The 20018-nt window shown below is 64.7% G+C and carries 24 protein-coding genes; 6 read left to right on the forward strand and 18 right to left on the reverse strand.

What is annotated here, in order from left to right:
• Window positions 1-2 precede the first annotated feature (2 nt).
• From BGRAMDRAFT_RS07550 to tauA, 3 genes are read right to left on the reverse strand one after another with little or no spacing between them, the layout of a single operon-like run.
• Window positions 3-872: an ABC transporter permease subunit gene (locus BGRAMDRAFT_RS07550; RefSeq protein WP_006048105.1), complete on the reverse strand. Its 870-nt coding sequence runs from the start codon at window positions 870-872 to the stop codon at window positions 3-5.
• A complete protein-coding gene (locus BGRAMDRAFT_RS07555; RefSeq protein ID WP_006048106.1) occupies window positions 869-1666 on the reverse strand; it encodes a taurine ABC transporter ATP-binding protein in 798 nt (265 codons plus the stop codon). The genes BGRAMDRAFT_RS07550 and BGRAMDRAFT_RS07555 overlap by 4 nt, the downstream gene beginning before the upstream one ends.
• A gap of 41 nt (window positions 1667-1707) precedes the next feature.
• Entirely contained in the window at window positions 1708-2730 is a 1023-nt protein-coding gene (gene tauA / locus BGRAMDRAFT_RS07560; RefSeq protein ID WP_006048107.1) for a taurine ABC transporter substrate-binding protein, read from the reverse strand.
• A gap of 276 nt (window positions 2731-3006) precedes the next feature.
• Between tauA and BGRAMDRAFT_RS07565 the strand changes: the two genes are divergently transcribed.
• Entirely contained in the window at window positions 3007-3453 is a 447-nt protein-coding gene (locus BGRAMDRAFT_RS07565) for a hypothetical protein (RefSeq protein ID WP_006048108.1), read from the forward strand.
• Between the two features lie 54 nt (window positions 3454-3507).
• Window positions 3508-3642 carry a hypothetical protein gene (locus BGRAMDRAFT_RS35835; RefSeq protein ID WP_006048109.1) on the forward strand — a complete coding sequence of 45 codons (135 nt, stop codon included), beginning with the start codon at window positions 3508-3510 and terminating at the stop codon, window positions 3640-3642.
• Between the two features lie 122 nt (window positions 3643-3764).
• Here the strand turns inward: BGRAMDRAFT_RS35835 and lipA are convergent, their stop codons facing one another.
• From lipA to BGRAMDRAFT_RS07580, 3 genes are all read right to left on the reverse strand, one after another.
• Window positions 3765-4772, reverse strand: a complete 1008-nt coding sequence (gene lipA, locus BGRAMDRAFT_RS07570; protein WP_006048110.1) for a lipoyl synthase — start codon at window positions 4770-4772, stop codon at window positions 3765-3767.
• Window positions 4773-4785: 13 nt separating this feature from the next.
• Window positions 4786-5511, reverse strand: a complete 726-nt coding sequence (gene lipB / locus BGRAMDRAFT_RS07575) for a lipoyl(octanoyl) transferase LipB (protein WP_006048111.1) — start codon at window positions 5509-5511, stop codon at window positions 4786-4788.
• A gap of 71 nt (window positions 5512-5582) precedes the next feature.
• Entirely contained in the window at window positions 5583-5909 is a 327-nt protein-coding gene (locus tag BGRAMDRAFT_RS07580; RefSeq protein ID WP_006048112.1) for a DUF2917 domain-containing protein, read from the reverse strand.
• A 98-nt stretch (window positions 5910-6007) separates the two neighbouring features.
• Here BGRAMDRAFT_RS07580 and BGRAMDRAFT_RS07585 point away from each other — a divergent pair, with 98 nt between their 5' ends.
• Window positions 6008-7024, forward strand: coding sequence for a transcriptional regulator GcvA (locus tag BGRAMDRAFT_RS07585; RefSeq protein WP_006048113.1), 1017 nt, complete (start codon window positions 6008-6010; stop codon window positions 7022-7024).
• A gap of 26 nt (window positions 7025-7050) precedes the next feature.
• Here BGRAMDRAFT_RS07585 and BGRAMDRAFT_RS07590 read toward each other — a convergent pair whose 3' ends face one another.
• From BGRAMDRAFT_RS07590 to BGRAMDRAFT_RS07635, 10 genes are all read right to left on the reverse strand, one after another.
• Entirely contained in the window at window positions 7051-7320 is a 270-nt protein-coding gene (locus tag BGRAMDRAFT_RS07590) for an HP0495 family protein (RefSeq protein ID WP_006048114.1), read from the reverse strand.
• A 17-nt stretch (window positions 7321-7337) separates the two neighbouring features.
• Window positions 7338-8243: a D-amino acid aminotransferase gene (locus BGRAMDRAFT_RS07595; protein ID WP_006048115.1), complete on the reverse strand. Its 906-nt coding sequence runs from the start codon at window positions 8241-8243 to the stop codon at window positions 7338-7340.
• Between the two features lie 13 nt (window positions 8244-8256).
• Complete coding sequence (locus tag BGRAMDRAFT_RS07600) at window positions 8257-9486, reverse strand: D-alanyl-D-alanine carboxypeptidase family protein (protein ID WP_006048116.1); 1230 nt, start codon at window positions 9484-9486, stop codon at window positions 8257-8259.
• 333 nt (window positions 9487-9819) lie between these two features.
• Window positions 9820-10464, reverse strand: coding sequence for an alpha/beta hydrolase (locus BGRAMDRAFT_RS07605; RefSeq protein ID WP_006048117.1), 645 nt, complete (start codon window positions 10462-10464; stop codon window positions 9820-9822).
• Between the two features lie 8 nt (window positions 10465-10472).
• Window positions 10473-10796, reverse strand: a complete 324-nt coding sequence (locus BGRAMDRAFT_RS07610; RefSeq protein ID WP_006048118.1) for a (2Fe-2S) ferredoxin domain-containing protein — start codon at window positions 10794-10796, stop codon at window positions 10473-10475.
• Between the two features lie 212 nt (window positions 10797-11008).
• Window positions 11009-12166, reverse strand: a complete 1158-nt coding sequence (locus BGRAMDRAFT_RS07615; protein WP_006048119.1) for a VanZ family protein — start codon at window positions 12164-12166, stop codon at window positions 11009-11011.
• A gap of 31 nt (window positions 12167-12197) precedes the next feature.
• Window positions 12198-12839, reverse strand: coding sequence for an ABC-type transport auxiliary lipoprotein family protein (locus BGRAMDRAFT_RS07620; protein WP_006048120.1), 642 nt, complete (start codon window positions 12837-12839; stop codon window positions 12198-12200).
• Window positions 12840-12869: 30 nt separating this feature from the next.
• Window positions 12870-13832 carry an MlaD family protein gene (locus BGRAMDRAFT_RS07625; RefSeq protein ID WP_006048121.1) on the reverse strand — a complete coding sequence of 321 codons (963 nt, stop codon included), beginning with the start codon at window positions 13830-13832 and terminating at the stop codon, window positions 12870-12872.
• Window positions 13833-13862: 30 nt separating this feature from the next.
• Complete coding sequence (locus BGRAMDRAFT_RS07630) at window positions 13863-14741, reverse strand: ABC transporter ATP-binding protein (RefSeq protein ID WP_006048122.1); 879 nt, start codon at window positions 14739-14741, stop codon at window positions 13863-13865.
• On the reverse strand, window positions 14738-15871 hold the full coding sequence (locus BGRAMDRAFT_RS07635) for an MlaE family ABC transporter permease (RefSeq protein ID WP_044020539.1): 1134 nt from the start codon (window positions 15869-15871) through the stop codon (window positions 14738-14740). Before BGRAMDRAFT_RS07635 ends, BGRAMDRAFT_RS07630 begins: the two co-directional genes overlap by 4 nt.
• Before the next feature lie 106 nt (window positions 15872-15977).
• Between BGRAMDRAFT_RS07635 and BGRAMDRAFT_RS07640 the strand changes: the two genes are divergently transcribed.
• The 3 genes from BGRAMDRAFT_RS07640 (at window position 15978) to BGRAMDRAFT_RS07650 (ending at window position 18058) form a co-directional block, all read left to right on the forward strand.
• On the forward strand, window positions 15978-16895 hold the full coding sequence (locus BGRAMDRAFT_RS07640; protein ID WP_006048125.1) for a biotin--[acetyl-CoA-carboxylase] ligase: 918 nt from the start codon (window positions 15978-15980) through the stop codon (window positions 16893-16895).
• Entirely contained in the window at window positions 16892-17701 is an 810-nt protein-coding gene (locus BGRAMDRAFT_RS07645; RefSeq protein WP_006048126.1) for a type III pantothenate kinase, read from the forward strand. Before BGRAMDRAFT_RS07640 ends, BGRAMDRAFT_RS07645 begins: the two co-directional genes overlap by 4 nt.
• Window positions 17702-17818: 117 nt before the next feature.
• Complete coding sequence (locus BGRAMDRAFT_RS07650; RefSeq protein ID WP_006048127.1) at window positions 17819-18058, forward strand: hypothetical protein; 240 nt, start codon at window positions 17819-17821, stop codon at window positions 18056-18058.
• 25 nt (window positions 18059-18083) lie between these two features.
• Here the strand turns inward: BGRAMDRAFT_RS07650 and rfaE2 are convergent, their stop codons facing one another.
• Both rfaE2 and BGRAMDRAFT_RS07660 read right to left on the reverse strand, forming a co-directional pair.
• Window positions 18084-18566, reverse strand: coding sequence for a D-glycero-beta-D-manno-heptose 1-phosphate adenylyltransferase (rfaE2, locus tag BGRAMDRAFT_RS07655; RefSeq protein WP_006048128.1), 483 nt, complete (start codon window positions 18564-18566; stop codon window positions 18084-18086).
• 212 nt (window positions 18567-18778) lie between these two features.
• Window positions 18779-19651: a ferritin family protein gene (locus BGRAMDRAFT_RS07660; RefSeq protein ID WP_006048129.1), complete on the reverse strand. Its 873-nt coding sequence runs from the start codon at window positions 19649-19651 to the stop codon at window positions 18779-18781.
• Between the last annotated feature and the right edge of the window lie 367 nt (window positions 19652-20018).

A 20018-nucleotide genomic window follows, 5' to 3' on the forward strand; every position in this document is an offset into this window, starting at 1 on the left:
TGTTAAGCCCGGCCCTTCCACGGCACGAGCCACCGCTCAAGCGCGCGCATGCCCAGGTCGAACACCCACGCGATCAAGCCGATCAGCACAATGCCCATCACCACGACATCGGTACGCAGAAAGCTCGACGCGTTGAGCACCATCTGACCGAGCCCAGCGGTGGCCGCGACCATTTCGGCGGCAACCAGCGTCGTCCAGCCGAAGCCAATTGCAATCCGCAGACCGGTCAGAATCTCCGGCAGCGCAGCCGGCAATACGACGTGACGCACGACCTGACCGAAGCTGCCGCCGAGCGAATACGCCGCATGAATCTGCTCGGTCGTCGCACTGCGCACGCCGGCGCGCGCCGCCATCGCGATCGGTGCGAAACAGGCAAGATAGATGACGACGATCTTCGCCGTTTCGTCGATACCAAACCAGATCACGACCAGCGGCAGATAAGCGAGTGGAGGAAGCGGTCGATAAAACTCGAGCGGCGGATCGAGTAGACCGCGCGCGACGCGGCTCACGCCCATCAGAATGCCGACCGGCACCGCGGTAAGCGCAGCCAGTGCGAACGCGCCGAACACGCGCAGCGCACTCCACGCGAGATGCTGCGCGAGCGGCAAGCCGCCCTGAATGTGTCCGCGAGACGCATCGACGAAAGCCGCCCACACGGCTTCCGGTGTCGGCAGAAAGAGCGGAGGCAGCCAGTGCAGATGCGTGGCCACCCACCAGAGCGCCGCGAGCCCCGCCACCGACGCCGCGCTAAGCGCCGCAGTCGGCCCTTCGCCCGGCAACCGCCAGGCTTTCGGCGGCCGCGTTCGACGCCGCTCGCCTTGCGCGGCGTCGGCCAGCCGCACATCGGCCAATGAGTCGCGCGAAGCCGTCATGGACTCACCTCTTCCTCGTTGCGCCGATGCAGGTGCCGCACCAGCCGCTCGCGCCATTCGATGAATTCCGCCGACGACTTGACCGCGCGCGCATCGCGCGTCTTCAGAAAGCGCCGCGCGAACGGCAACTCGTAGCTCTCGGCGATGCGGCCGGGACCCGGCGTCATCACGACAAGACGCGTCGCGAGAAAAAGCGCTTCCTCCACGCTGTGCGTGATGAAGAACACCGTCTTGTGCGTGCGCCCCCACACGTCCAGCGCGAGTTCCTGCATCGACTCGCGCGTCATGGCGTCGAGCGCGCCCATCGGTTCGTCCATCAGCAGCACTTGCGGATCGCTCGCCAGCGCGCGAGCAATGCCCACGCGCTGCTGCATGCCGCCGGAGAGCGCATGAACGCGCGAATGCGCGTGCTTCTCGAGCCCGACCAACGCAAGCATGTCACGCGCGACGCGCTCGCGCTCCGCCTTCGGCACGCGCTGAAAACGCAGACCGAGCGCGACGTTGTCGAGCACGTTAAGCCACGGCATCAGCGCGTACTTCTGAAAGACCACGCCTCGATCCGCGCCTGGCCCGACGACACGCTCGCCGTTTAACCGCACCTCGCCTTGCGTCGGCGAAACGAAGCCGGCGATGCAGTTGAGCAAGGTCGTCTTGCCGCAACCGGACGCGCCCAATGCAACGACGAACTCGCCGCTTTCGATATGCAGATCGACGTCGTCGAGCGCGAGTTGCGGCGCCGCGCCGCGCGCGCCTTCGTAGGCGACGCGCAATCGGCGGATTTCAAGAGCGCTCATCGGCGGACCTCGTCATGCTCACGTGAAGCCTCATGCGGCGGTCATTGCGCCGCGCGCTGCACGAACCGCGGATCGACGCCAGCCGAATAATCGGCCAGCACGTTCTGAATCGTGCCCTGCGTTTTCAGGAACGCAGCCGTTGCCGCAAGCGACTTCGCCGCGCCCGATTGCGCGCCGCCGCCAAGCCACGCATTCGACGCCTGCTGCGCCGGCGTCGGGAACGCATAAAGCGCGAGACTCGCCGGCACTTCCTGCGCGTTCGCGCCGGACTCTTTGGCGACGGCCTGGACTTGCGGCGAGGCCGCGGTCCACGCTGATGTGTGATCGCGATAACTCGCGTCGTTGGCGGCCAGCACCTTCACGAAGCGCGCCACGAACTCCGCGTTGTCCTTCGCGAACTTGCGATCGACGACGAATCCGTCGAACGTCGCCTTGCCGGTTTGCTGCGCGATCTGGCCCGAAGTAATGAGCACCTTGCCGTTCTTCTTGACCTTCGCGAGCACCGGGTCCCAGATATACGTTGCGTCGATGTCGCCACGCTCCCACGCGGCCGCGACTTCAGGCGGACGCAGATTGACGATCTTCACATCCGACGGATTCACGCCCGCGCTTTGCAGCGCCACGAGCGTATGAAAATGCGACGTCGACACGAACGGCACGCCGATTTTCTTGCCCTTCAGCGCGGCGATGCTCGCGACATTCGAGCCGTCGCGCGCGACGAGCGCTTCGGCGTCGTTGATGTTGTCCAGAATCCAGAACAACGAAATGTCGACACCTTGCGACAAGCCCGCCGCGATCGGGCTCGATCCGGCCTCGCCCAGTTGCACCGAGCCTGAGGCGAGCGCGCGAATCACGTCGGCGCCGCTGCCGAGTTTGCGATACGTGACCTTGTAGCCCGTCGCCTTTTCGACTTCACCCGTTGCCTGCGCGTAGCGCCACGGCACCACCATGTCCTGATACGCAATCACGACTTCTTTGGCGTCGGCGCGCGCGGTGGAAGCGAACAGCGCGGACAGGGCGAGCAGCGTCGCAAACGCGGCGAGCGGACGGCGGAGACGGTTCATCAAAAGCCCCTTGTAGCGGATGTTGTCTGGGAGGCTTTCGACTATAGGGAGTTTGCCCTTATGCGGTTCTAACAAATCCGCGATTGCAAATCACGCTGTTCGAGCATTGCTTTTCACGTTACGTTGGTTGCGAGCCGCTGCTCGAACGCTCAGTGCGCAGGCTTCCGCACATGATGCGCGATTGCGATGCCTTAAAACAAGCTGGCCATTCGGCTGATTGACGCTTGTAGGATGCGTTCGGGATGATGCGTGCATCTCCATCGCCTGACCTCTTTCATGATCGAATTTCTTAGCCGCTCGAGCTGGCTCTTTTTCAATATCGGCGTGCCCGCGCTGGGTCCGATTGCGCTGCTGCCGCTTCTCAGTTTCTCGCGTTCGTATCGACAGACGTCGAAGGGAATTGCCGTCCGATCGATACGCGACGGACAGCTCTTATGGGTCGTCATTTCGATGTGCGCGAGCGCCTGCTACGAGATTGGATGCGCGCTGGGCGATGCACCGACGCGCGGCACACTTGCGCTGATGCTGGCGGGCTTGTTGTGGTACGTCGGCTTTATCGTCGTCGCGTCGATTCTGGTTTCGTTCGGCGCGGCGGATTCCACACGCCGCCCTGGCTATCGGCGCCGTGACGGCAAGCAGGAAGGAACGCTGATGTGGCCGTCACTCGTCATGACCGCTGTGGTCGCCGCGTCGTTCGCCGCATCTCATTATTCGTTAACCTAACTAAATTTAACGTGATCAGATATACTTTTTGCTCACGCTTACCGGAGAACTCACATGCCCAATCTCATCGACTACGTCATCGAAAATCCGGCTGTGCGCGACCGCTTTATCGCATTCACGATCCCGTTTTCGATAGTCGGCGGCACGCTCGCATCCGTTTGCATGTTGCTCGCGCGGTACTACCGGTAGCGCGCCGCAGTCGCCGCGCTCGCGGGTCGGCGTTTCGCATGTTGCATTTTGCCTACCGCGAATAAAAATGCCCGCAACATGTGCGGGCATTCTTCAAACCGGCGGAGCAAAGCGCGAGGCGCTTACACCACGCCGGCTCCATGCGCCTGCAAATCGGCGTGGTAGCTCGAGCGCACCATCGCGCCCACTGCTGCGTGCGTGAAGCCCATCTTGTACGCTTCTTCCTCGTACATCTTAAAGGTGTCCGGGTGCACATAAGAACGCACCGGCAGATGGTGTTCGGAAGGCTGCAAATACTGACCGATGGTGAGCATGTCCACGTCGTGCTCGCGCAGATCGCGCATGACCTGCAAGATCTCTTCTTCGGTTTCGCCGAGGCCCACCATCAGGCCTGATTTGGTCGCGACGTCCGGATGCAGTGCCTTGAAGTCCTTGAGCAGCTTCAGCGAATGCGCGTAGTCCGAACCCGGCCGGGCTTCCTTATACAGACGCGGCACGGTCTCGAGGTTGTGATTCATCACGTCGGGCGGAGCGGCGTTCAGAATGCCGAGCGCGCGGTCGAGACGTCCACGGAAATCCGGCGTCAGAATTTCGATGCGCGTGCCAGGCGACAGCTCGCGCGTCTGACGGATACATTCCACGAAGTGCGCCGCGCCGCCGTCGCGCAGATCGTCGCGATCCACGCTGGTGATCACGACGTACTTGAGCTTCAACGCGGCGATGGTGCGCGCCAGGTTCGCGGGCTCGTCCGCATCGAGCGGATCGGGACGGCCATGTCCGACGTCGCAAAACGGGCAGCGCCGCGTGCACTTGTCGCCCATGATCATGAAGGTCGCAGTGCCCTTGCCGAAGCATTCGCCGATATTCGGGCAGCTCGCTTCCTCGCACACCGTATGCAAATTGTGCTCGCGCAAGATCTGCTTGATTTCGTAGAAGCGCGAGTTGCCGGTTGCCGCTTTGACGCGAATCCAGTCCGGCTTCTTGAGCTTTTCAATCGGAACAATCTTGATGGGAATACGGGCGGTTTTGGCTTGAGCCTTCTGCTTCGCCGTGGCGTCGTAGGCAGCAGCGGATGCCGGCACGCCTTCGGGCGCGGGAAAAGCTGCGAGGTTCGCGGTAACGTCAGTCATTCGTTCGATCCAGTCAGGCGGTGAGCGCACCGGCCTGCGGTTGGTCGACGGCCGCGGGACTGCCGTCGAGGTTTGCGGTGAGGCGTGCTGCAAGGGTGCGGGCCACGTCGTCCCAGCCGGCCACAACGCCGAGCGTTGCCATGTCGACTGTTTCGAGCCCCGCGTAGCCGCAAGGGTTGATGGCCAGAAACGGCCGTAAATCCATTTTCACGTTCAGGCTGACGCCGTGATAGCTGCAGCCGTTGCGGATTTTGAGGCCGAGCGCGGCAATCTTCGCGCCGGCATGCAAGCCGGCCTGCGGCCCGGGCGCGACATAAATGCCGGGCGCGCCCGCCTTGCGTTCTCCGGCGAGATTATACGCCGCAAGGGTGTCGATCACGGCCTGCTCGATCCGCGTGACCATCTCGCGAACCATCAGTTTGCGGCGCCGCAGATCGAGCAGCAGATAGGCCACCACCTGGCCTGGGCCGTGATACGTGATCTGGCCGCCGCGGTCCACTCTCACGAGCGGGATGCCGCTGTCGGCAGCCAGCAGGTGCGCGGGATCGCCGGCCTGGCCAAGCGTGAAGACGGGCGGATGTTCGACCAGCCAGATTTCGTCGGACGTGTCGGCGGTGCGCGCGTCGGTGAACGCGCGCATCGCTTCGAAACTGGCTTCGTAGGGTTCGTTGCCGCGCCAGCGCAGCGTGAGCGGCGCCGCGGCGGGCAATAGAGATGAAGAAACCGGAGAGGCGGACATGATCCCGGCAGTTTACCGAAATACGGCAATGCCCGCCCGGCGTCGCCGCGGACACGCCGCGGCGTCCGCCGTCAAACGGTGCGCCAGCCTCCACGCATCCGCGCCGCGAGGCGCTCGCCGATGCGCGCAAACCAGTTCAGCGCGCGCTCGTCGCAACGCGTCGGCACCGAAAACGCGACCGTCGCGCGGGGCGTGCCCTCGGCGCTCAGCCACAGCCGTTCGCCGCGCCGCAATCTCAGCGTGTGGCCGGGCTGCAGCCAGTAGTCTTCGGTATCGTCGCTGCGCGTCACCCACACCGCGCCGCCGCGCACGACCAGCTTGGTGCTGCGCGCCACCTTCAGGGGCAGCGTTTCGCCGCGATGAATTTCATACGCGATGCTAGAGGATATTTCTCGCATGATGCCCTCGCCAAAAGTCGTTTCATGGCTACAATCGTAGGCGTAGCAAGGGCTTACGCAAAACGATCAATTTTCACCTCTATGTGAGAAAAATTGCGATGGAGCTGCGCCATCTTCCACCACTGAATGCGATCAAGGCCTTTGAAGCCGCCGCCCGCCACGAAAGCTTTTCGCGCGCCGCGGACGAGCTTTTCGTCACCCACGGCGCGGTCAGCCATCAGATCCGGGCGCTCGAGGCCGAGCTTGGCGTGTCGCTCTTTGCGCGCGACGGCAAGCGCGTGCGGCTCACCGAAACCGGCAGGCGCTACGCCAGCCACGTGCGCACGGCGCTCACCGCGCTGTCCGACGCCACGCGCGAAATTCGCGCCGGCGACCGCGAACGGCGGCTGGTGGTGTCGATGCTGTCGTCGTTTGCCGCGCGCTGGGTGACGCCGCGCATCGGCAGCTTTATCGAGGCGCATCCGCAGTGGGACCTGGAACTGCTGTCCACCAACGCGTTGACGGACTTCGCGCGCGACGACGTCGACGTGGCAATCCGTTTCGGCTACGGCAAATATGCGGGCCTGTATTCCGAGCTGCTGCTGGAGGAAATCTTCTTCCCGGCTTGCGCGCCGAATTTCAACGGCGGGAAGCTGCCCAAAACGCCGGCCGATCTGGCCAATCTGCCGCTGCTGCGTTCCGACGACGAACTGTGGCGTCCGTGGTTCGACGCCGCCGGACTCACCGACTGGCCGGAGCCGAAACGCGGCGTGCTGTATCAGGATTCGTCGAATCTGTTGCAGGCGGCTATCGACGGTCAGGGCATCGCGCTCACACGCCGCTCGCTGGCGATGCACGAGATCGCCGCGGGCCGCCTCGTGCGGCTTTTCGATGTGGATGGGCCGAGCCCGTGGCAGTACTACTTCATCTGCACGCCGCAGATGCTGGAAACAGCGAGGGTGAAGGCGTTCCGGGACTGGGTGTTCGGGGAGGTGGGGCGGTTCAAGCTGCTTTTCGACCAGGTCTGCGAGGCCGGGCCGGCGGCGCGTGTCGCAAGCAAGAGCGCTGAAGATGCCGCAAACGCAACAAGCACCGGCGGGACGGCGAACGCGAACGCATTGCGCGTCGCGCCCTAACGCCGCACCAACCGGCGCGCAAAACTTTAAAGCACCACCTTGACCATCGGATGTCCGGTCAGCGCGCGATAAATGTCGTCGAGCTGCGTGCGGCTGATCGCACGCACGGTCACCGTCAGTCCGGTGTAGTTGCCGCCGCTCGACGGACGCGTTTCGACGCGCGATGCGTCGACTTCGCTATCGAACTGCCGGACCACCGAGACGATCGTCTCGGCGAACTCGGGATGCGATTTACCCATGATCTTGATCGGGAAATCGCACGGATACTCAATAAGTGATTCTTCCGCCGGATTCATGGCTTGCTCCTTGCCGCTCACGCCTGTTCTGCCTTGGCTCGCTGATACGCCGCATACAGCGCCGCAAACACCGCGCCCGGCTTGCCCTCGCCGACCGGCTTGCCGTCGAGTTGCGTGACGGGCAGCACTTCCTTGGTCGCGGAACTGATCAGGATTTCGTCGGCGGCGCGCACCTCGGCTTCGGCGATCTCGCGCACTTCGAAGCGAATGCCGCATTGCGCCGCGAGTTCCTCGATCAGCCCATAACGAATGCCTTCGAGAATCTTGTGGCTGCGCGGCGGCGCGGCCAGCACGCCGTTCTTCACCACCCACACATTCGACGACGACCCTTCGGTCAGCACGCCATCGCGGAACTGGATGGTTTCGAGCGCATCGTTTTCGGCCGCGTATTGCGCCATCAGCACATTGCCGAGGAGCGACACGGACTTGATGTCGCAATGAAGCCAGCGGCGATCCTCGGCGCTCACGCAGCGCACGCCCGCCGCGCGCTGTGCGGCGCCCGGCAGAGTGAGCGGCGTGACCATCACGAACACCGTCGGCTGGATGCCTGCGGGAAACGCGTGAGCGCGCTTCGCGACGCCGCGCGTGATCTGGATGTACGCAATCGCGTCCTGGTCGGCGGCGAGGCCGGCCTCGGCTTCGTTCGCCGCGGTCACGCGCTCGATCAGCGCGCGCCAGCCGGCATTGTCCAACGGATTGGCGATGCCGATCTTCTCGAGCGAACGCGCAAGGCGCGCCAGGTGATGCTCGAAGCGGAACGCCAAGCGGCCGCTCGCGCGCGCATACAGCGGCGCGACTTCGTAAATGCCGTCGCCGAAAATAAAGCCGCGGTCGAGAACCGGCACGCGCGCTTCGGACAACGGCACCACTTCGCCGTTCAGATAAACGATCGGTTCGAGCGAAACATCGGGAAGAGCGGTCATCGCAGTCAGGTCTTTACTTTTTCTTGTTGAACATGAGCATCAGCGAATCCCACACGCGGCCCACCACGCCGGCCTGCGGCACGGCCTGCAATGCGACCACCGGGAATTGCGCGAGCACCTTGCCGTCGGCAACCAGCTTGGCGGTGCCGACCTGCTGACCGTTGGCGATCGGCGCGATCAGCGGATCGATCTGCTCGATCTGCGGCTTGACCTTGTCGGCCATGCCCTTCGGCACGGTGATGTACTGATCGCTCTTCACGCCGATCTGCACCGTATCCTGCGCACCCTTGTAGACGCGCGGCGTGCCGACCACCTGATTCGCCTTGTAGAGGCGCGCCGTGTCGTACGCGGAGTAGCCGTAGTTCAGCATCTTCAGGCTGTCCTGCACGCGGTCGTGTTCCTTGGTCTCGCCCATCATCACGGAGACGAGCCGGCGCGATGCGTCCGGCGTGCCCGGCAGCGAACGTTTCGCGCTTGCGATGAGGCAGTAGCCGGCGGCCTGCGTGTGGCCGGTCTTCAGGCCGTCCACTGTCGGGTCGATCCACAAGAGACGATTGCGGTTCGGCTGCTTGATCTTGTTGTACGTGAAATCCTTGACCGAGAAGATGTTGTAGTAGTCAGGGAAGTCGCGAATCAGACGCGCCGACAGCACCGCGAGGTCGCCCGCGGTCGTGTAGTGCTGCGGGTCGGGCATGCCGTTCACGTCGGCGAAATGCGTGTGCTTCATGCCGAGGCGCTGCGCCTCGGTGTTCATCATGTTGACGAACTGCGACTCGCTGCCGCCGACCAGTTCGGCCAGCGCGATCGCTGCGTCGTTGCCCGACTGCACGATCATGCCGTACACCAGATCGTGCACAGTGACGGGCTTGTTCGCCTCGATGAACATGCGCGATTCGTCCGTGCGCACGCGGCGCACCGCTTCGCCCGGCGTCACCGTCTGGTCCATCGTGATCTTTTTCGTCTGCAATGCTTCGAAGACGAGATACGCGGTCATCAGCTTCGTGAGCGAAGCGGGTTCCACGCGTTCGTCGGGATTGCCCGACGCGAGCACCTGATTGCTGGTCGCGTCGACGAGCACCCACGAGCGCGCGTTCACCGCCGGCGGCGGCACTTGCGCGAACGCGGTGCTGGCCACGAGCGTTGCGGGCAGCACGACGCCGAGCGCGAATGCGCGGGCTGGCGTGGAAGGAACAAAGGATGCAACAGAGGGGAAAGACAGGCGGCCGGAGGTCGAAAAACGCATAGGGTCGGTTCGTGCAGAAAAATACAACGCGCAGGGCGCAGAGTGGGAAGAGCCGGTCGGCGAGCGTCGGGCCGCAACAACATCAAGCGTAACGGCGCGGGCGCCCATTGGACTTCCGGCCACGCGATCGGTTCGCGCAGCACACTTGCAGGCGGCACCGCTGCGCGCGTGAAAAGAAGCTACGCGTCGCGCGAACTGCCGCACAAGCCGTGCTGCGCCCAAAAAAGAGCGCCCATTATACGCGCGCTGCTCGGGTAACTTCGCGTAGTGGCAGGCGATTAATTGTGCGTTTTCGCGTACCTGTACCCCGGAAAACGCGCGGCGCCCGCCGCATCAACGCCATGCGTCGACGATGATCCGCTTCAGAATGTGCAGCTTGCGATGCAGGAAATGCTCCGCGCCCGGAATCACGACGACCGGCAATTCCTGCGGCCGCGCCCAGTCGTAAACCGATTGAATGGGAACGGTATCGTCGGTTTCGCCGTGAATCAGCAGCGTGTTTTCCGGCACCGGCGCGACTTCCCAGCGGCTCGCCGCGGTGCCGACGAACACCATGCGCTCGATTTGCTGGCCTTCGTCGCGCAGCTTCGCGGCCACGTGCGACAGCACGAACGTGCCGAACGAGAAACCCGCCAGCACGAGCGGCAGGTCTTCGTGTCCCGGCTGCGCGCGCATGTGATCGAGCACGGCGCGCAGATCGTCGCGCTCGCCGATGCCGGCGTCGTGTTCACCTTGCGTTTGCCCGACGCCGCGAAAATTCGAGCGATACGTCACGTAGTTCAACTGGACGAGCGTGCGCGCGAGCGTCTGCGCGACCTTGTTGTCCATTGTTCCGCCGAAGAGCGGATGCGGATGCGCGACGAGCGCAATGCCGCGCGGCGCGGCGCCGTTTTCGCGCGCTTCGTCGGGCAGGTCCAGCGCGACCTCGATCTTGCCGACCGGGCCGTCGATCAGATACTTCTTGGTGTGTACGTTCATGGCGGCGCTTATTGATCGATCTTCAGACGCTCTACGATTTTGCCGTTCGCGAGATGGGAGTCCACGATTTCGTCGATGTCGCTTTCATCCACGTACGTGTACCAGACGCCCTCCGGATAGACCACGAGCGTCGGACCCAGCTCACAGCGGTCGAGACAGCCGGCCTTGTTGATGCGCACCTGGCCGGGGCCGGCGAGACCGAGTTTCTTGACGCGCTTTTTTGCGTGCTCCTGCATGGCCTGCGCGTTGCAATTCGCGCAACTCGGCCGCTCCGCGCCCGGCTCGCGCTGATTCAGGCAAAAGAAGACGTGATACTTGTAGAAGGAATCCATGATGTACGCAGAGGGAGACTGTCGGAAGGGCAATAGTGCAGCAGAACGCCGTTCGGCGCAGCGGCGCGAGGTTTTGTTCGCTGATCGTAGCGGCGGGCAATTGCTGTTGGGGTGCGGACGACCGAGCCGAGAGCCTCTTGCCGACCGCCCGTAGCAAACAATTATAGCGAGCGGGCAAGCCCCACCCCGCCACACGCATCCCGCCCCCGCCCTCAAGCGCGCCGCGTGCGCCGCCCCAACCACACGCGTTCGACGACAAACGCGAGCCACACCAGCGCCGCATAAGGCCAGACCCACGCGAGCCAGCGCGCGAGGCCGTTGAAGTGCAGATACCGTCCTTGCCGCCAGTCGGCCAGCACGACGTCGAAATAAGGATTCACCGGCAGCAGATTGACGAACACCAGCGTCACGACGAGCGCACTGGCGGCCAGCCCCGCTCGCGCGCTGCGCGTGAGACGCAGCGCGGCAAGCCCGAGCAGCGCGCCGCAGCCGAGCCCCGCGAGCGCGCCGGGCGTCGCCCAATCGAACGCGAGGCCGGATTGCGATTGCAGAAACGTCGCGCCCGCCTTCACGCCCAAAGCCACGACGATGAACAGCAGCAGCAGCCGCACGCGCGGCGCATGCCGGCGCACCGTTAGCGACGCGAGCGCCAGCGCGGCGAACAGATTGAGCGTCGTAATGAGCGCTTCCCAGCCGTCGTCCGGCAACCACGCGGCGACCCACGCCGGCCATGTGCCGACGTGCCAGCCGGCCGGCGCCCACGCGAAGAGCGCGTCCTGCGTCGTCGAATCGAACCGTGTCCACAACGCACGCGGCCAGTTGCCGAGTCCGAACAGACGCGGCGACGGATACATCGTCGCAAACGGCCATGCCGTTACGAGACACGCGAGCGCCGCGCTGTCGCGCTCGAACCACATGAGGCGCAAGCGCCGCAGCAAGCCGCGGTCGAGCAGCGCGCCGGTGGCGGGCGACATGATCGCAGCGCCGAGCAGCGCGCCGAGCGCGTTGGCCGCGAGATCGAGGTTGGAAGCGACGCGCGTCGGCAGATAGGTTTGCACGGCTTCCATCACGCCCGACAGCAGTCCGCCCAGCACGAACGCGAGCGCAACCGCGAGCGGTCCGCGCCAGCGCGGGTAAAGCGCGAGCACCATCAGCGCGCCGAACGGCATATAGCCGAGCACATTCGTGACGACGTCGAACGCGGTGAGGTACTGCGGCATCGGGTCCGACAGGTACGCCAACGGACCGAGGCCGAGCGAACGCCAGCCCGAAAACGGATACCACGAACCGTAGCCGATCAGCGCGGTGTACAGCACCAACGCTTGCCGCGAGAGTACCGAAGGGCGGCGCAGCCAGGATCGTTCGCTCATGCAGCGCTCCGTTGCGTGCGCTGCGCGGGCGTCATTGCGCGGCGACCAGCGCCTGGACGCCGAGCCACGCGCCGATTTGCGCGACGAGGTCGTCGCTGGCGGCGGCGAGCGCCTGCGCGCCGCCGGCGGCGTCGGCGGAACGGGACGGCGCACGCGAAATGAAAGTGCGCTGGCCGATCACCTTGCCGTTCTGCGTCAGCGTGGCGCGCGCGGTCACTGCCGCATGGCTTTGCGCCTGGCTGTCGAAAACCTGCTCGAACTCGTTCAGATCGACCTTCAGCACCGGCGCGGGGACGCCGTCGGCGCCCGTCAGCACCGTGCCGCGCGAGCTGAGCGCGCCGCGCAGACGCTGCGTGAGCAGCTCGGATGGCGGCATCGTCCAATGGCTGTTCGCGTATGCGGCGACCTGCTGCGAGTCCGCATAGCCAATCCGGTACACGAGCTTGTCGGAGCGCAGCACTTCGGGCGCGCTCACGTCGAGCACTTTCACGGCCGGCTGCGTTCCCGCCGACGATGCCGGCTTCGGCGGACCGAAGTCATAACGGATGTCCGACAGCGCCGCCGGCGTGCTCGTGCAGCCCGCGGCCAGCAGACCGGCGGCGACGAGCGCCGCGCACGCCGCACCCGCACGCGTGACGCGCGAGGACAACAACCGGTGAATGGAGCGTGACATGACAATCTTCCTTTCTTCAAACCTTCAGATTCATTTCCCGGCGCTCGTGGCGGGCCACGTAAAGCCGGCCTCGCCGGGCCCAGGCGCCGCAGTCGGCGCGCCGAAGAACACGCTGCGCGGACTGGTGCTGAACGTATCGGCGGCCCGGTCGACCGAGCGCGCCGCCGAGCGCACGTCCTCGGCGAGCGAATTGACGCGGGGCAGCGTGTCGTAGCCGACTCGCGCCGACAGTTCCTGCAACGAGCCGTTCATCTGCGTCAGCGCGTCGCCCGCCTGCTGTGCGGCGGTGCCTACCTTGTTCAGGTTCATCTCGAACGGACCATCGGTGCGGTTCAAGCTCGTGATCAACTGGTTGGTCGAGACGAGCGTCCTGTCCAGCTTGTCGATGGTCGCGGGCAACTTGCCGGCCGCTGGCGCCATCTGCTGCGTGAGCGTGGCGACGCCGTCCGCGGCTTTCTGGATGCTGGCCGCCGTGCCGTGCAACTGATCGACCATTTCCTGCGACAACAGATTGTCGACGTCGTCCGTGACTTTTTCGAGCTTCTTCAGCAGCACGTCGCCGCGTTGCTGCAACTGATCGAGCAAGCCTGGACGCATCGGCAACTGCGCAACCTGTTTCGGCGACGAAGCGAGCGGCGACGGATCGCGCCCGGTATCGTCGAGCTGAATGAACGCGATGCCGGTCACGCCCTGAAAGCCGAGGCTGCCGAACGTGGAATGCGTGATCGGCGCATGCGTGTCGACGAGGATGCGGATCACGATCTGCCCAGGATGAGCGCGGTCGAACTTGATGGACTGCACCTTGCCGACGTCGAGCCCGCGATAGCGCACGGCGGCGTCGGTAAACAGGCCCGTCACGTTGGTGCGCGCAATCAGATCGTACGGCACGCGCACGGCGCGGTCGACATTGAACAAAAATGCCGCCGTGGCAATCGCGCCGAGCAGCACGATCGTGAAGAGCCCAGCCCAGAACGCATGTGATTTGTTTTCCATTACCAGGTTCCCTGATTTACAGCGGCAATTTCACAGCGGCAATTCCGACGACGCCGGCTCGAGCGCCGCGCGCGGCAGCTTCGCACGGCGCTCGGGCGGCAGCGCCTGCAACGCGCGGCGTCCGCGCAAGCCCAGAAAATATTCGCGGATAAACGGATGATCGACGCCCGCCGCTTCTTCAACGGGCGCGGCGACCAGCACCTTGCGGTCCGCGAGCACCGCGACGCGCGTGGACAGCGCGACCATCGTATCGAGGTCGTGCGTGACCATCACGACCGTCAGGCCGAGCGCGCGATGCAGCGCCGAAATCAGTTCGACGAACTCCTCGGACGCCTGAGGATCGAGGCCGGCCGTCGGCTCGTCGAGAAACAGCAGCTCCGGTTCGAGCGCGATCGCGCGCGCAATGCCGACGCGCTTGATCATGCCGCCCGACAGCGCCGACGGCATTTTCGACGCGTGCTTGCACGGCAGGCCGACCATCTCGAGCTTCAGCATCACAATGTCGCGCAGCAGGTCCTCGGGCACCTTGCCGAGTTCGCGCACCGGCTGCGCGACGTTATCGAACACCGACAGCGACGAGAACAGCGCGCCTCGCTGAAACAGCATGCCGGAGCGGCTGCGCATCAGCAGCGCGGTTTCGGGCGAAATGGTCGCGAGGTCCTCGCCGAACAGCTTGATGGTTCCCGACGACGGCCGCTCCAGGCCGAGAATCTGCCGCACGAGCGTGGTCTTGCCCGATCCCGACCCGCCGACGATCGACAGGATTTCGCCGCGCCGCACGTCGAGATTCAGATGCTGATGCACGATGTTGCGGCCATAGCGCTTGGTGACGTCGATCACCTCGATCACCGGCTCGGCGATCGACGGCATCGGCTGGCCGCGCACGGCCTGAGTGAGCGGCGCGATCATCCGAGCCCCACGTTCTGGAACAGGATGGCGAACACGGCGTCGGCGAGAATCACGATCGTGATCGACGTCACGACCGATGTCGTCGTGCCCTCGCCGAGGCTCTGCGAATTCGCCTTGATACGGAAGCCGAAATGACAGCCGGCAATCGCGATCAGCATGCCGAACGCGACGCCCTTGCCGAGCCCGATCCACAGATTCGCCACCGGCACGACGCCCGGCAACGCGCGCGCAAAGTAGCTCATGTCGATGCCGAGCACGATCTTCGCGGCGACCGCGCCGCCCGTCAGCGCGATGATGTCGGTCCACATCACGAGCAGCGGCATCGCCACGCCGAGCGCGATCACGCGCGGCAGAATCAGCCGCAAGCCGTGTGGAATGCCCATCACGCGCATCGCGTCGAGTTCCTCGGTCACGCGCATCACGCCGATCTGCGCGGTGATCGCCGAGCCCGAGCGGCCGGCCACCAGAATCGCCGACAGCACGGGGCCGAGTTCGCGAATCACCGAAAGCCCGAGAATATTGACGATGTACTGATTCGCGCCGAAGAGCCGCAGTTGCTGCGCCGACAGATAGCTCAACACGATGCCGATCAGGAACGCGACGAGCGCGGTGATCGGCAGCGCCTTCGTGCCGGCGTTGTAGATGTTCGCGGAGATTTCCGTCCACGGCGTGATGGCCGGCTTGCGCGCGATGGCGAGCAGATCGAGCACGACGCGCCCGAGCATCGCGACGCCGCCGTACAGATGCTCGAAGAACGAGAAAATCGCGAGGCCGAGCCGCGTGAACGGATCGAACCTGATGACCGGTTCAGCCGTCTCGCGAACCGTGTCGAGCAACGCGATGCGCTCGAAAATGTCGCGCTGCGTGTCGGTCAGCTCGGTGTCGGGCGGCATTCTGTGGCCCCACACGCGCCACAGCGCCTGGCCGCCCACATGGTCCATCCGGTCGATACGCGACAGGTCCCACTGGCCGATGCCTTCGGCGCCCTCCAGCGAGCGCAGTTGCGGGATCACGTGTCCGGTTGCGCGATCGCGCGCGAGCGCGAGCGCCGTCCACTGGCCCGAGAGCCGGACGATCTTGCCTTGGCTGCCGGCCGCGACTTCGAGGCCGGGCGGAGTGTCGTAGTTCAAGGATCGCTGCAATCTGGTTATCGGATTAGCGGCCATTGTAGCGAAGGCGCAGCGGAACGACCGTGCGGGCGGCCTCGCGCGGTTCGCTGTCGTTACAATATGGGACATGAACGCTTCCCGCACTCCGCCCCAAGGTCCGGCCGCTGCCGCGAACGCAGCTGACTGGCGCATCGACCGTGAACGCGCCGTCGCGCTTTTCGGCGCGCATGCGCATGACTGGCCAATCGAAATCGTCGAGGAAACCGGCTCGACCAATGCCGACCTCATGTCGCGCGTAAAGGCGCTGCCGCGCAAAGCGGGCGCGCTGCCGCGGCCGATCGTGCGGGTCGCTTATCTGCAGACCGCCGGGCGCGGCCGGCGCGGCCGTCCGTGGTACGCGGAGCCGGGCAATGCGCTGCTGTTTTCGGTGGCCTGTGTGCTGCCGCGTCCGCTCGAAGGGCTCGCGGGATTGAGCCTCGCGGTGGGTGTTGCGCTCGTCGACGGATTGCGTTCGTTGCCGGTCGCGGGCCCCGGCCAGATTGCGCTGAAGTGGCCGAACGACGTGCTGCTCGAAGGCGACAAGCTCGCGGGAATTCTGATCGAAACCGCGTGGAGCACGGAGCACGCGAGCGCGGTCGTGATCGGCATCGGCACGAACGTGAAGGGTGCCGACGAACTCGCCGCGAAGATCGGCGCGCTGAACGCCGACGCGCCGCCGCAGGCGCGCGGCACTGCGCCGACCGCGTTGCAGCGCGCGCTGCCGAACGCCAATCTCACCGATACGCTCGCGGCCGAACTCAATGCGCTCGAACCCGCCTTGCAGCGCTTCGGCGCGGAAGGTTTCGCGCCCTTCCAGGCGCGCTGGAACGCGGTGCACGCGTACGCGGGCCGCGAGGTCGTGCTACTCGAGCAAGGCCAGGAAGTCACGCGCGGCGTGGCTGCGGGCGTCGATGAACGCGGTCAGTTGCTGCTCGATACGGCTGCCGGACGGCAAAGCATCGCGACCGGCGACGTGTCGCTGCGTCTCGCCGACGGTGCCGCATGACGCGCGGCGCGCCTCATCTTTTGATCGACGCGGGCAATAGCCGCGTCAAATGGGCGTTGGTGGCGGCGGACGGTGCGCAGATTGCGGCCGGGGCGCTTGCGCATGGGGATGGCGATTCGCCGGAGTGGTCAAAGCTGCCCGCGCCGGGCGGCGCGTGGTTATCGAATGTCGCCGGCGATGCGGTCGCGGCGCGCATCGCCGAACTCGTCCGCACGCAGTGGCCGGGCTTGCCGCTCACCACGATCCGCGCACGCGAACGCCAATGCGGCGTGACCAACAGCTACACGACGCCGCATGCGCTCGGCAGCGACCGCTGGGCCGGCATGATCGGCGCGCACGCGGCATTCCCGGGCGAGCATCTGCTGATCGCGACGTTCGGCACTGCGACCACGCTCGAGGCGTTGCGCGCGGACGGCTGCTTTGTCGGCGGACTGATTGCGCCGGGCTGGAGTTTGATGATGCGCTCGCTCGGCGAGCACACGGCGCAATTGCCGACGCTCGACGCCGACGCCGCGCGCGGCCTTCTTGATGACGACGCTCGCGGCACGCGGGACGCCGCCAGTCGCGGGCCGTCCTTTGCGACAGACACGCCGCGTTCGCTCTCTGCCGGTTGCACGCTTGCGCAAGCGGGTCTCGTCGAACGGATGTGGCGCGACTTGCAGGATGAATGGCAGGTGCCGGTGCACCTTGTGATCGGCGGCGGCGCGGCGGACGAAGTGGCGAGCGCGTTGAAAGTGCCGCATACTCGCCACGATTCGCTGGTCTTATCCGGGCTCGCATTGATCGCTTCGGAGCGCGACGCTTAAAGCACAGTCGAATATCATCGACACGGCTCGATGTCGTGGTCCAGCGGCGTGACTCGAACTCGCAGCGGCGATACCGGCGGCTAAACTGACTCAGCTTATAGATGGGAAAATAAAACGATGCTGCGCTGGCTGATTGCCATTCTGTTTCTAGCCAACCTTCTGGCATTCGTCGCCGTGCGCGGCGTATTCGGTCCGACGCCCACCGCGAGCGGACGCGAACCCAATCATCTGAGCCGGGAAGTGCATCCCGATGGGCTGAAGGTGCGCCCGATCACTGCCGCCGAGGCGGGCGACCAGGCGGTAGTCGGCGCGCCGGCCCCGGCTGCGCCGATCGCGGCGTCAGCGTTACCGCAATAAAGCACGGTGAAACCGCGCGCCACATTCAACCCTGCGTGCGAACCTTGTTGAGCAGCGCCGTGGTCGAGCGATCGTGCTCGAACGGAATCGCCAACGCCTTACCGCCCCAGCCACGCACGATGGCCGATTCCGGCAACGCATCCATGTCGTAATCGCCGCCCTTCACGAGCACGTCCGGACGCACCGCCGAGATAAGATCGACCGGCGTCTTTTCCGTGAAGCAAACGACGTAATCGACGCTTTCCAGCGCCGCGAGCAACGCCATGCGGTCGGCTTCGTTGTTGATCGGACGGTCGTCGCCCTTGCCGAGCATGCGCACCGACGCGTCGCTATTCACGCCGACAATCAGGCAAGCGCCTTGGGCTTTGGCATCGGCGAGATAGGTCACATGCCCGCGATGCAGGATGTCGAACACGCCGTTCGTAAAGACGACCGGCGACTTCAGTGAAGGGCGCAATGCGACGAGTGCGTCGCGCGCGAGAATCTTGCGTTCGAAAATGGCAGCCATGAGGATGTGGAAGAGACAGAAGGAGCGCCGTCACGATACACCGCGAGCCGTATCGAGAACGCAAAACCGATCAAAAAGGACCTGACGAAGCCGCGCAGATAGAGCCGACCGAACCGAGTCATGAAACGGAACGGCCCGGCAAGCTGATGCCTGCCGGGCCGTCTTTTTTACGAATCAGAAGCCTCGAACCGGAACTTACGAGCGCTCGGCCATTAAGCCGGCTGTTCGGCCGATTTCTGGTCGGCCTGCAGGCGCGCCACCACTTCCTTGCGATAGCGGTTCAGTTCCTGCGCGGTGTTGAACGTGCGTTCGAACAGCAGCGACAGATTGTGCAAAATGCGCTCGACGACCTTCTTTTCCCAACCGTCGTCGAAACGGATCTGCTCGTCGAGCCAGCGCTCGAGCCATTCGGGGTCGGGCAGACGCGACTGGATCGTGTCGCGCGGGAACAGCGCCTGATTGACGTGCAGGTTCGTGGGATGCAGCGGCTTTTCGGTGCGGCGCGCCGACGCCATCAGGACGCCGATCTTTGCAAAAGCAGCGCGCGCGATGTCGCCGGTTTGCACCATCGCCTTCTTCATGTAGCGCAGGTAGGCGCCGCCATGCCGCGCTTCGTCGCGCGAAATGGTTTCGTAGATGTGCTTGATGACCGGTTCGGTGTGCCATTCGGCCGCACGGCGATACCAGTGATTCAGGCGGATTTCGCCGCAGAAGTGCAGCATCAGCGTTTCGAGCGGCGGTGCCGGATCGAATTCGAAGCGCACGGCGTGCAGTTCTTCTTCGGTGGGGCACATTTCGGGCTTGAAGCGGCGCAGGTATTCCATCAGCACCAGAGAATGCTTTTGCTCTTCGAAGAACCACACGCTCATGAACGCGGAAAAATCGCTGTCGTGATGGTTGTCACGCAAGAACATTTCCGTGGCGGGCAGCGCCGACCATTCGGTGATCGCGTTCATCTTGATCGTCGCGGCCTGCTCGTCGGTCAATAGCGATGCATCGAACTTGTCCCAGGGAATGTCTTTCTCCATGTCCCATCGAACGGATTCGAGCGATTTATAAAGTTCCGGATAAAGCATGGTGTTCATAGTCCCACCCCTGTTCTGCACATACTGTGTGTGTCTGTCACTACTACGTGTAGCACTCTTGCTGACGACGAACCTGGTGCACCGGGCGTTGTGCCCGAATGCCGCGCCGTTCGCCGGCCAAAGCTTCAATTTTACGCGGTAACCGGCCGCCTGGATGCACGGGCAGCGAAGAAGTCCGGGCGCTTGCGCGAAGAGCGGCTAACGCAAAATTTGCATGCTCAACGTTACGCGCTGCGCGGCCAACCGTGGGTGAGGGATACCCTATGCCTGAGGTCGAGCCAGTCTGCGATGAAAACCGCACCGTCCAGCCCTGCGCCGGTCGTGCCGGCGGCGAATGGAGCAAGGGCGGCTGGATTGGTTGTTTTTC

Source organism: Paraburkholderia graminis C4D1M (assembly GCF_000172415.1).
GTDB classification, from domain to species: domain Bacteria; phylum Pseudomonadota; class Gammaproteobacteria; order Burkholderiales; family Burkholderiaceae; genus Paraburkholderia; species Paraburkholderia graminis.

Coding starts and splice junctions, on each gene's coding strand:
- lipB (WP_006048111.1), bottom strand. CDS start 5,511: ATGTCCGCCTCTCCGGTTTCTTCATCTCTATTGCCCGCCGCGGCGCCG.
- BGRAMDRAFT_RS35835 (WP_006048109.1), top strand. CDS start 3,508: ATGCCCAATCTCATCGACTACGTCATCGAAAATCCGGCTGTGCGCGAC.
- BGRAMDRAFT_RS07550 (WP_006048105.1), bottom strand. CDS start 872: ATGACGGCTTCGCGCGACTCATTGGCCGATGTGCGGCTGGCCGACGCC.
- lipA (WP_006048110.1), bottom strand. CDS start 4,772: ATGACTGACGTTACCGCGAACCTCGCAGCTTTTCCCGCGCCCGAAGGC.
- BGRAMDRAFT_RS07565 (WP_006048108.1), top strand. CDS start 3,007: ATGATCGAATTTCTTAGCCGCTCGAGCTGGCTCTTTTTCAATATCGGC.
- BGRAMDRAFT_RS07630 (WP_006048122.1), bottom strand. CDS start 14,741: ATGATCGCGCCGCTCACTCAGGCCGTGCGCGGCCAGCCGATGCCGTCG.
- BGRAMDRAFT_RS07600 (WP_006048116.1), bottom strand. CDS start 9,486: ATGCGTTTTTCGACCTCCGGCCGCCTGTCTTTCCCCTCTGTTGCATCC.
- BGRAMDRAFT_RS07645 (WP_006048126.1), top strand. CDS start 16,892: ATGACGCGCGGCGCGCCTCATCTTTTGATCGACGCGGGCAATAGCCGC.
- BGRAMDRAFT_RS07555 (WP_006048106.1), bottom strand. CDS start 1,666: ATGAGCGCTCTTGAAATCCGCCGATTGCGCGTCGCCTACGAAGGCGCG.
- BGRAMDRAFT_RS07640 (WP_006048125.1), top strand. CDS start 15,978: ATGAACGCTTCCCGCACTCCGCCCCAAGGTCCGGCCGCTGCCGCGAAC.
- tauA (WP_006048107.1), bottom strand. CDS start 2,730: ATGAACCGTCTCCGCCGTCCGCTCGCCGCGTTTGCGACGCTGCTCGCC.
- BGRAMDRAFT_RS07585 (WP_006048113.1), top strand. CDS start 6,008: ATGGAGCTGCGCCATCTTCCACCACTGAATGCGATCAAGGCCTTTGAA.
- BGRAMDRAFT_RS07615 (WP_006048119.1), bottom strand. CDS start 12,166: ATGAGCGAACGATCCTGGCTGCGCCGCCCTTCGGTACTCTCGCGGCAA.
- BGRAMDRAFT_RS07620 (WP_006048120.1), bottom strand. CDS start 12,839: ATGTCACGCTCCATTCACCGGTTGTTGTCCTCGCGCGTCACGCGTGCG.
- BGRAMDRAFT_RS07610 (WP_006048118.1), bottom strand. CDS start 10,796: ATGGATTCCTTCTACAAGTATCACGTCTTCTTTTGCCTGAATCAGCGC.
- BGRAMDRAFT_RS07595 (WP_006048115.1), bottom strand. CDS start 8,243: ATGACCGCTCTTCCCGATGTTTCGCTCGAACCGATCGTTTATCTGAAC.
- BGRAMDRAFT_RS07590 (WP_006048114.1), bottom strand. CDS start 7,320: ATGAATCCGGCGGAAGAATCACTTATTGAGTATCCGTGCGATTTCCCG.
- BGRAMDRAFT_RS07605 (WP_006048117.1), bottom strand. CDS start 10,464: ATGAACGTACACACCAAGAAGTATCTGATCGACGGCCCGGTCGGCAAG.
- BGRAMDRAFT_RS07660 (WP_006048129.1), bottom strand. CDS start 19,651: ATGAACACCATGCTTTATCCGGAACTTTATAAATCGCTCGAATCCGTT.
- BGRAMDRAFT_RS07650 (WP_006048127.1), top strand. CDS start 17,819: ATGCTGCGCTGGCTGATTGCCATTCTGTTTCTAGCCAACCTTCTGGCA.
- BGRAMDRAFT_RS07580 (WP_006048112.1), bottom strand. CDS start 5,909: ATGCGAGAAATATCCTCTAGCATCGCGTATGAAATTCATCGCGGCGAA.
- rfaE2 (WP_006048128.1), bottom strand. CDS start 18,566: ATGGCTGCCATTTTCGAACGCAAGATTCTCGCGCGCGACGCACTCGTC.
- BGRAMDRAFT_RS07625 (WP_006048121.1), bottom strand. CDS start 13,832: ATGGAAAACAAATCACATGCGTTCTGGGCTGGGCTCTTCACGATCGTG.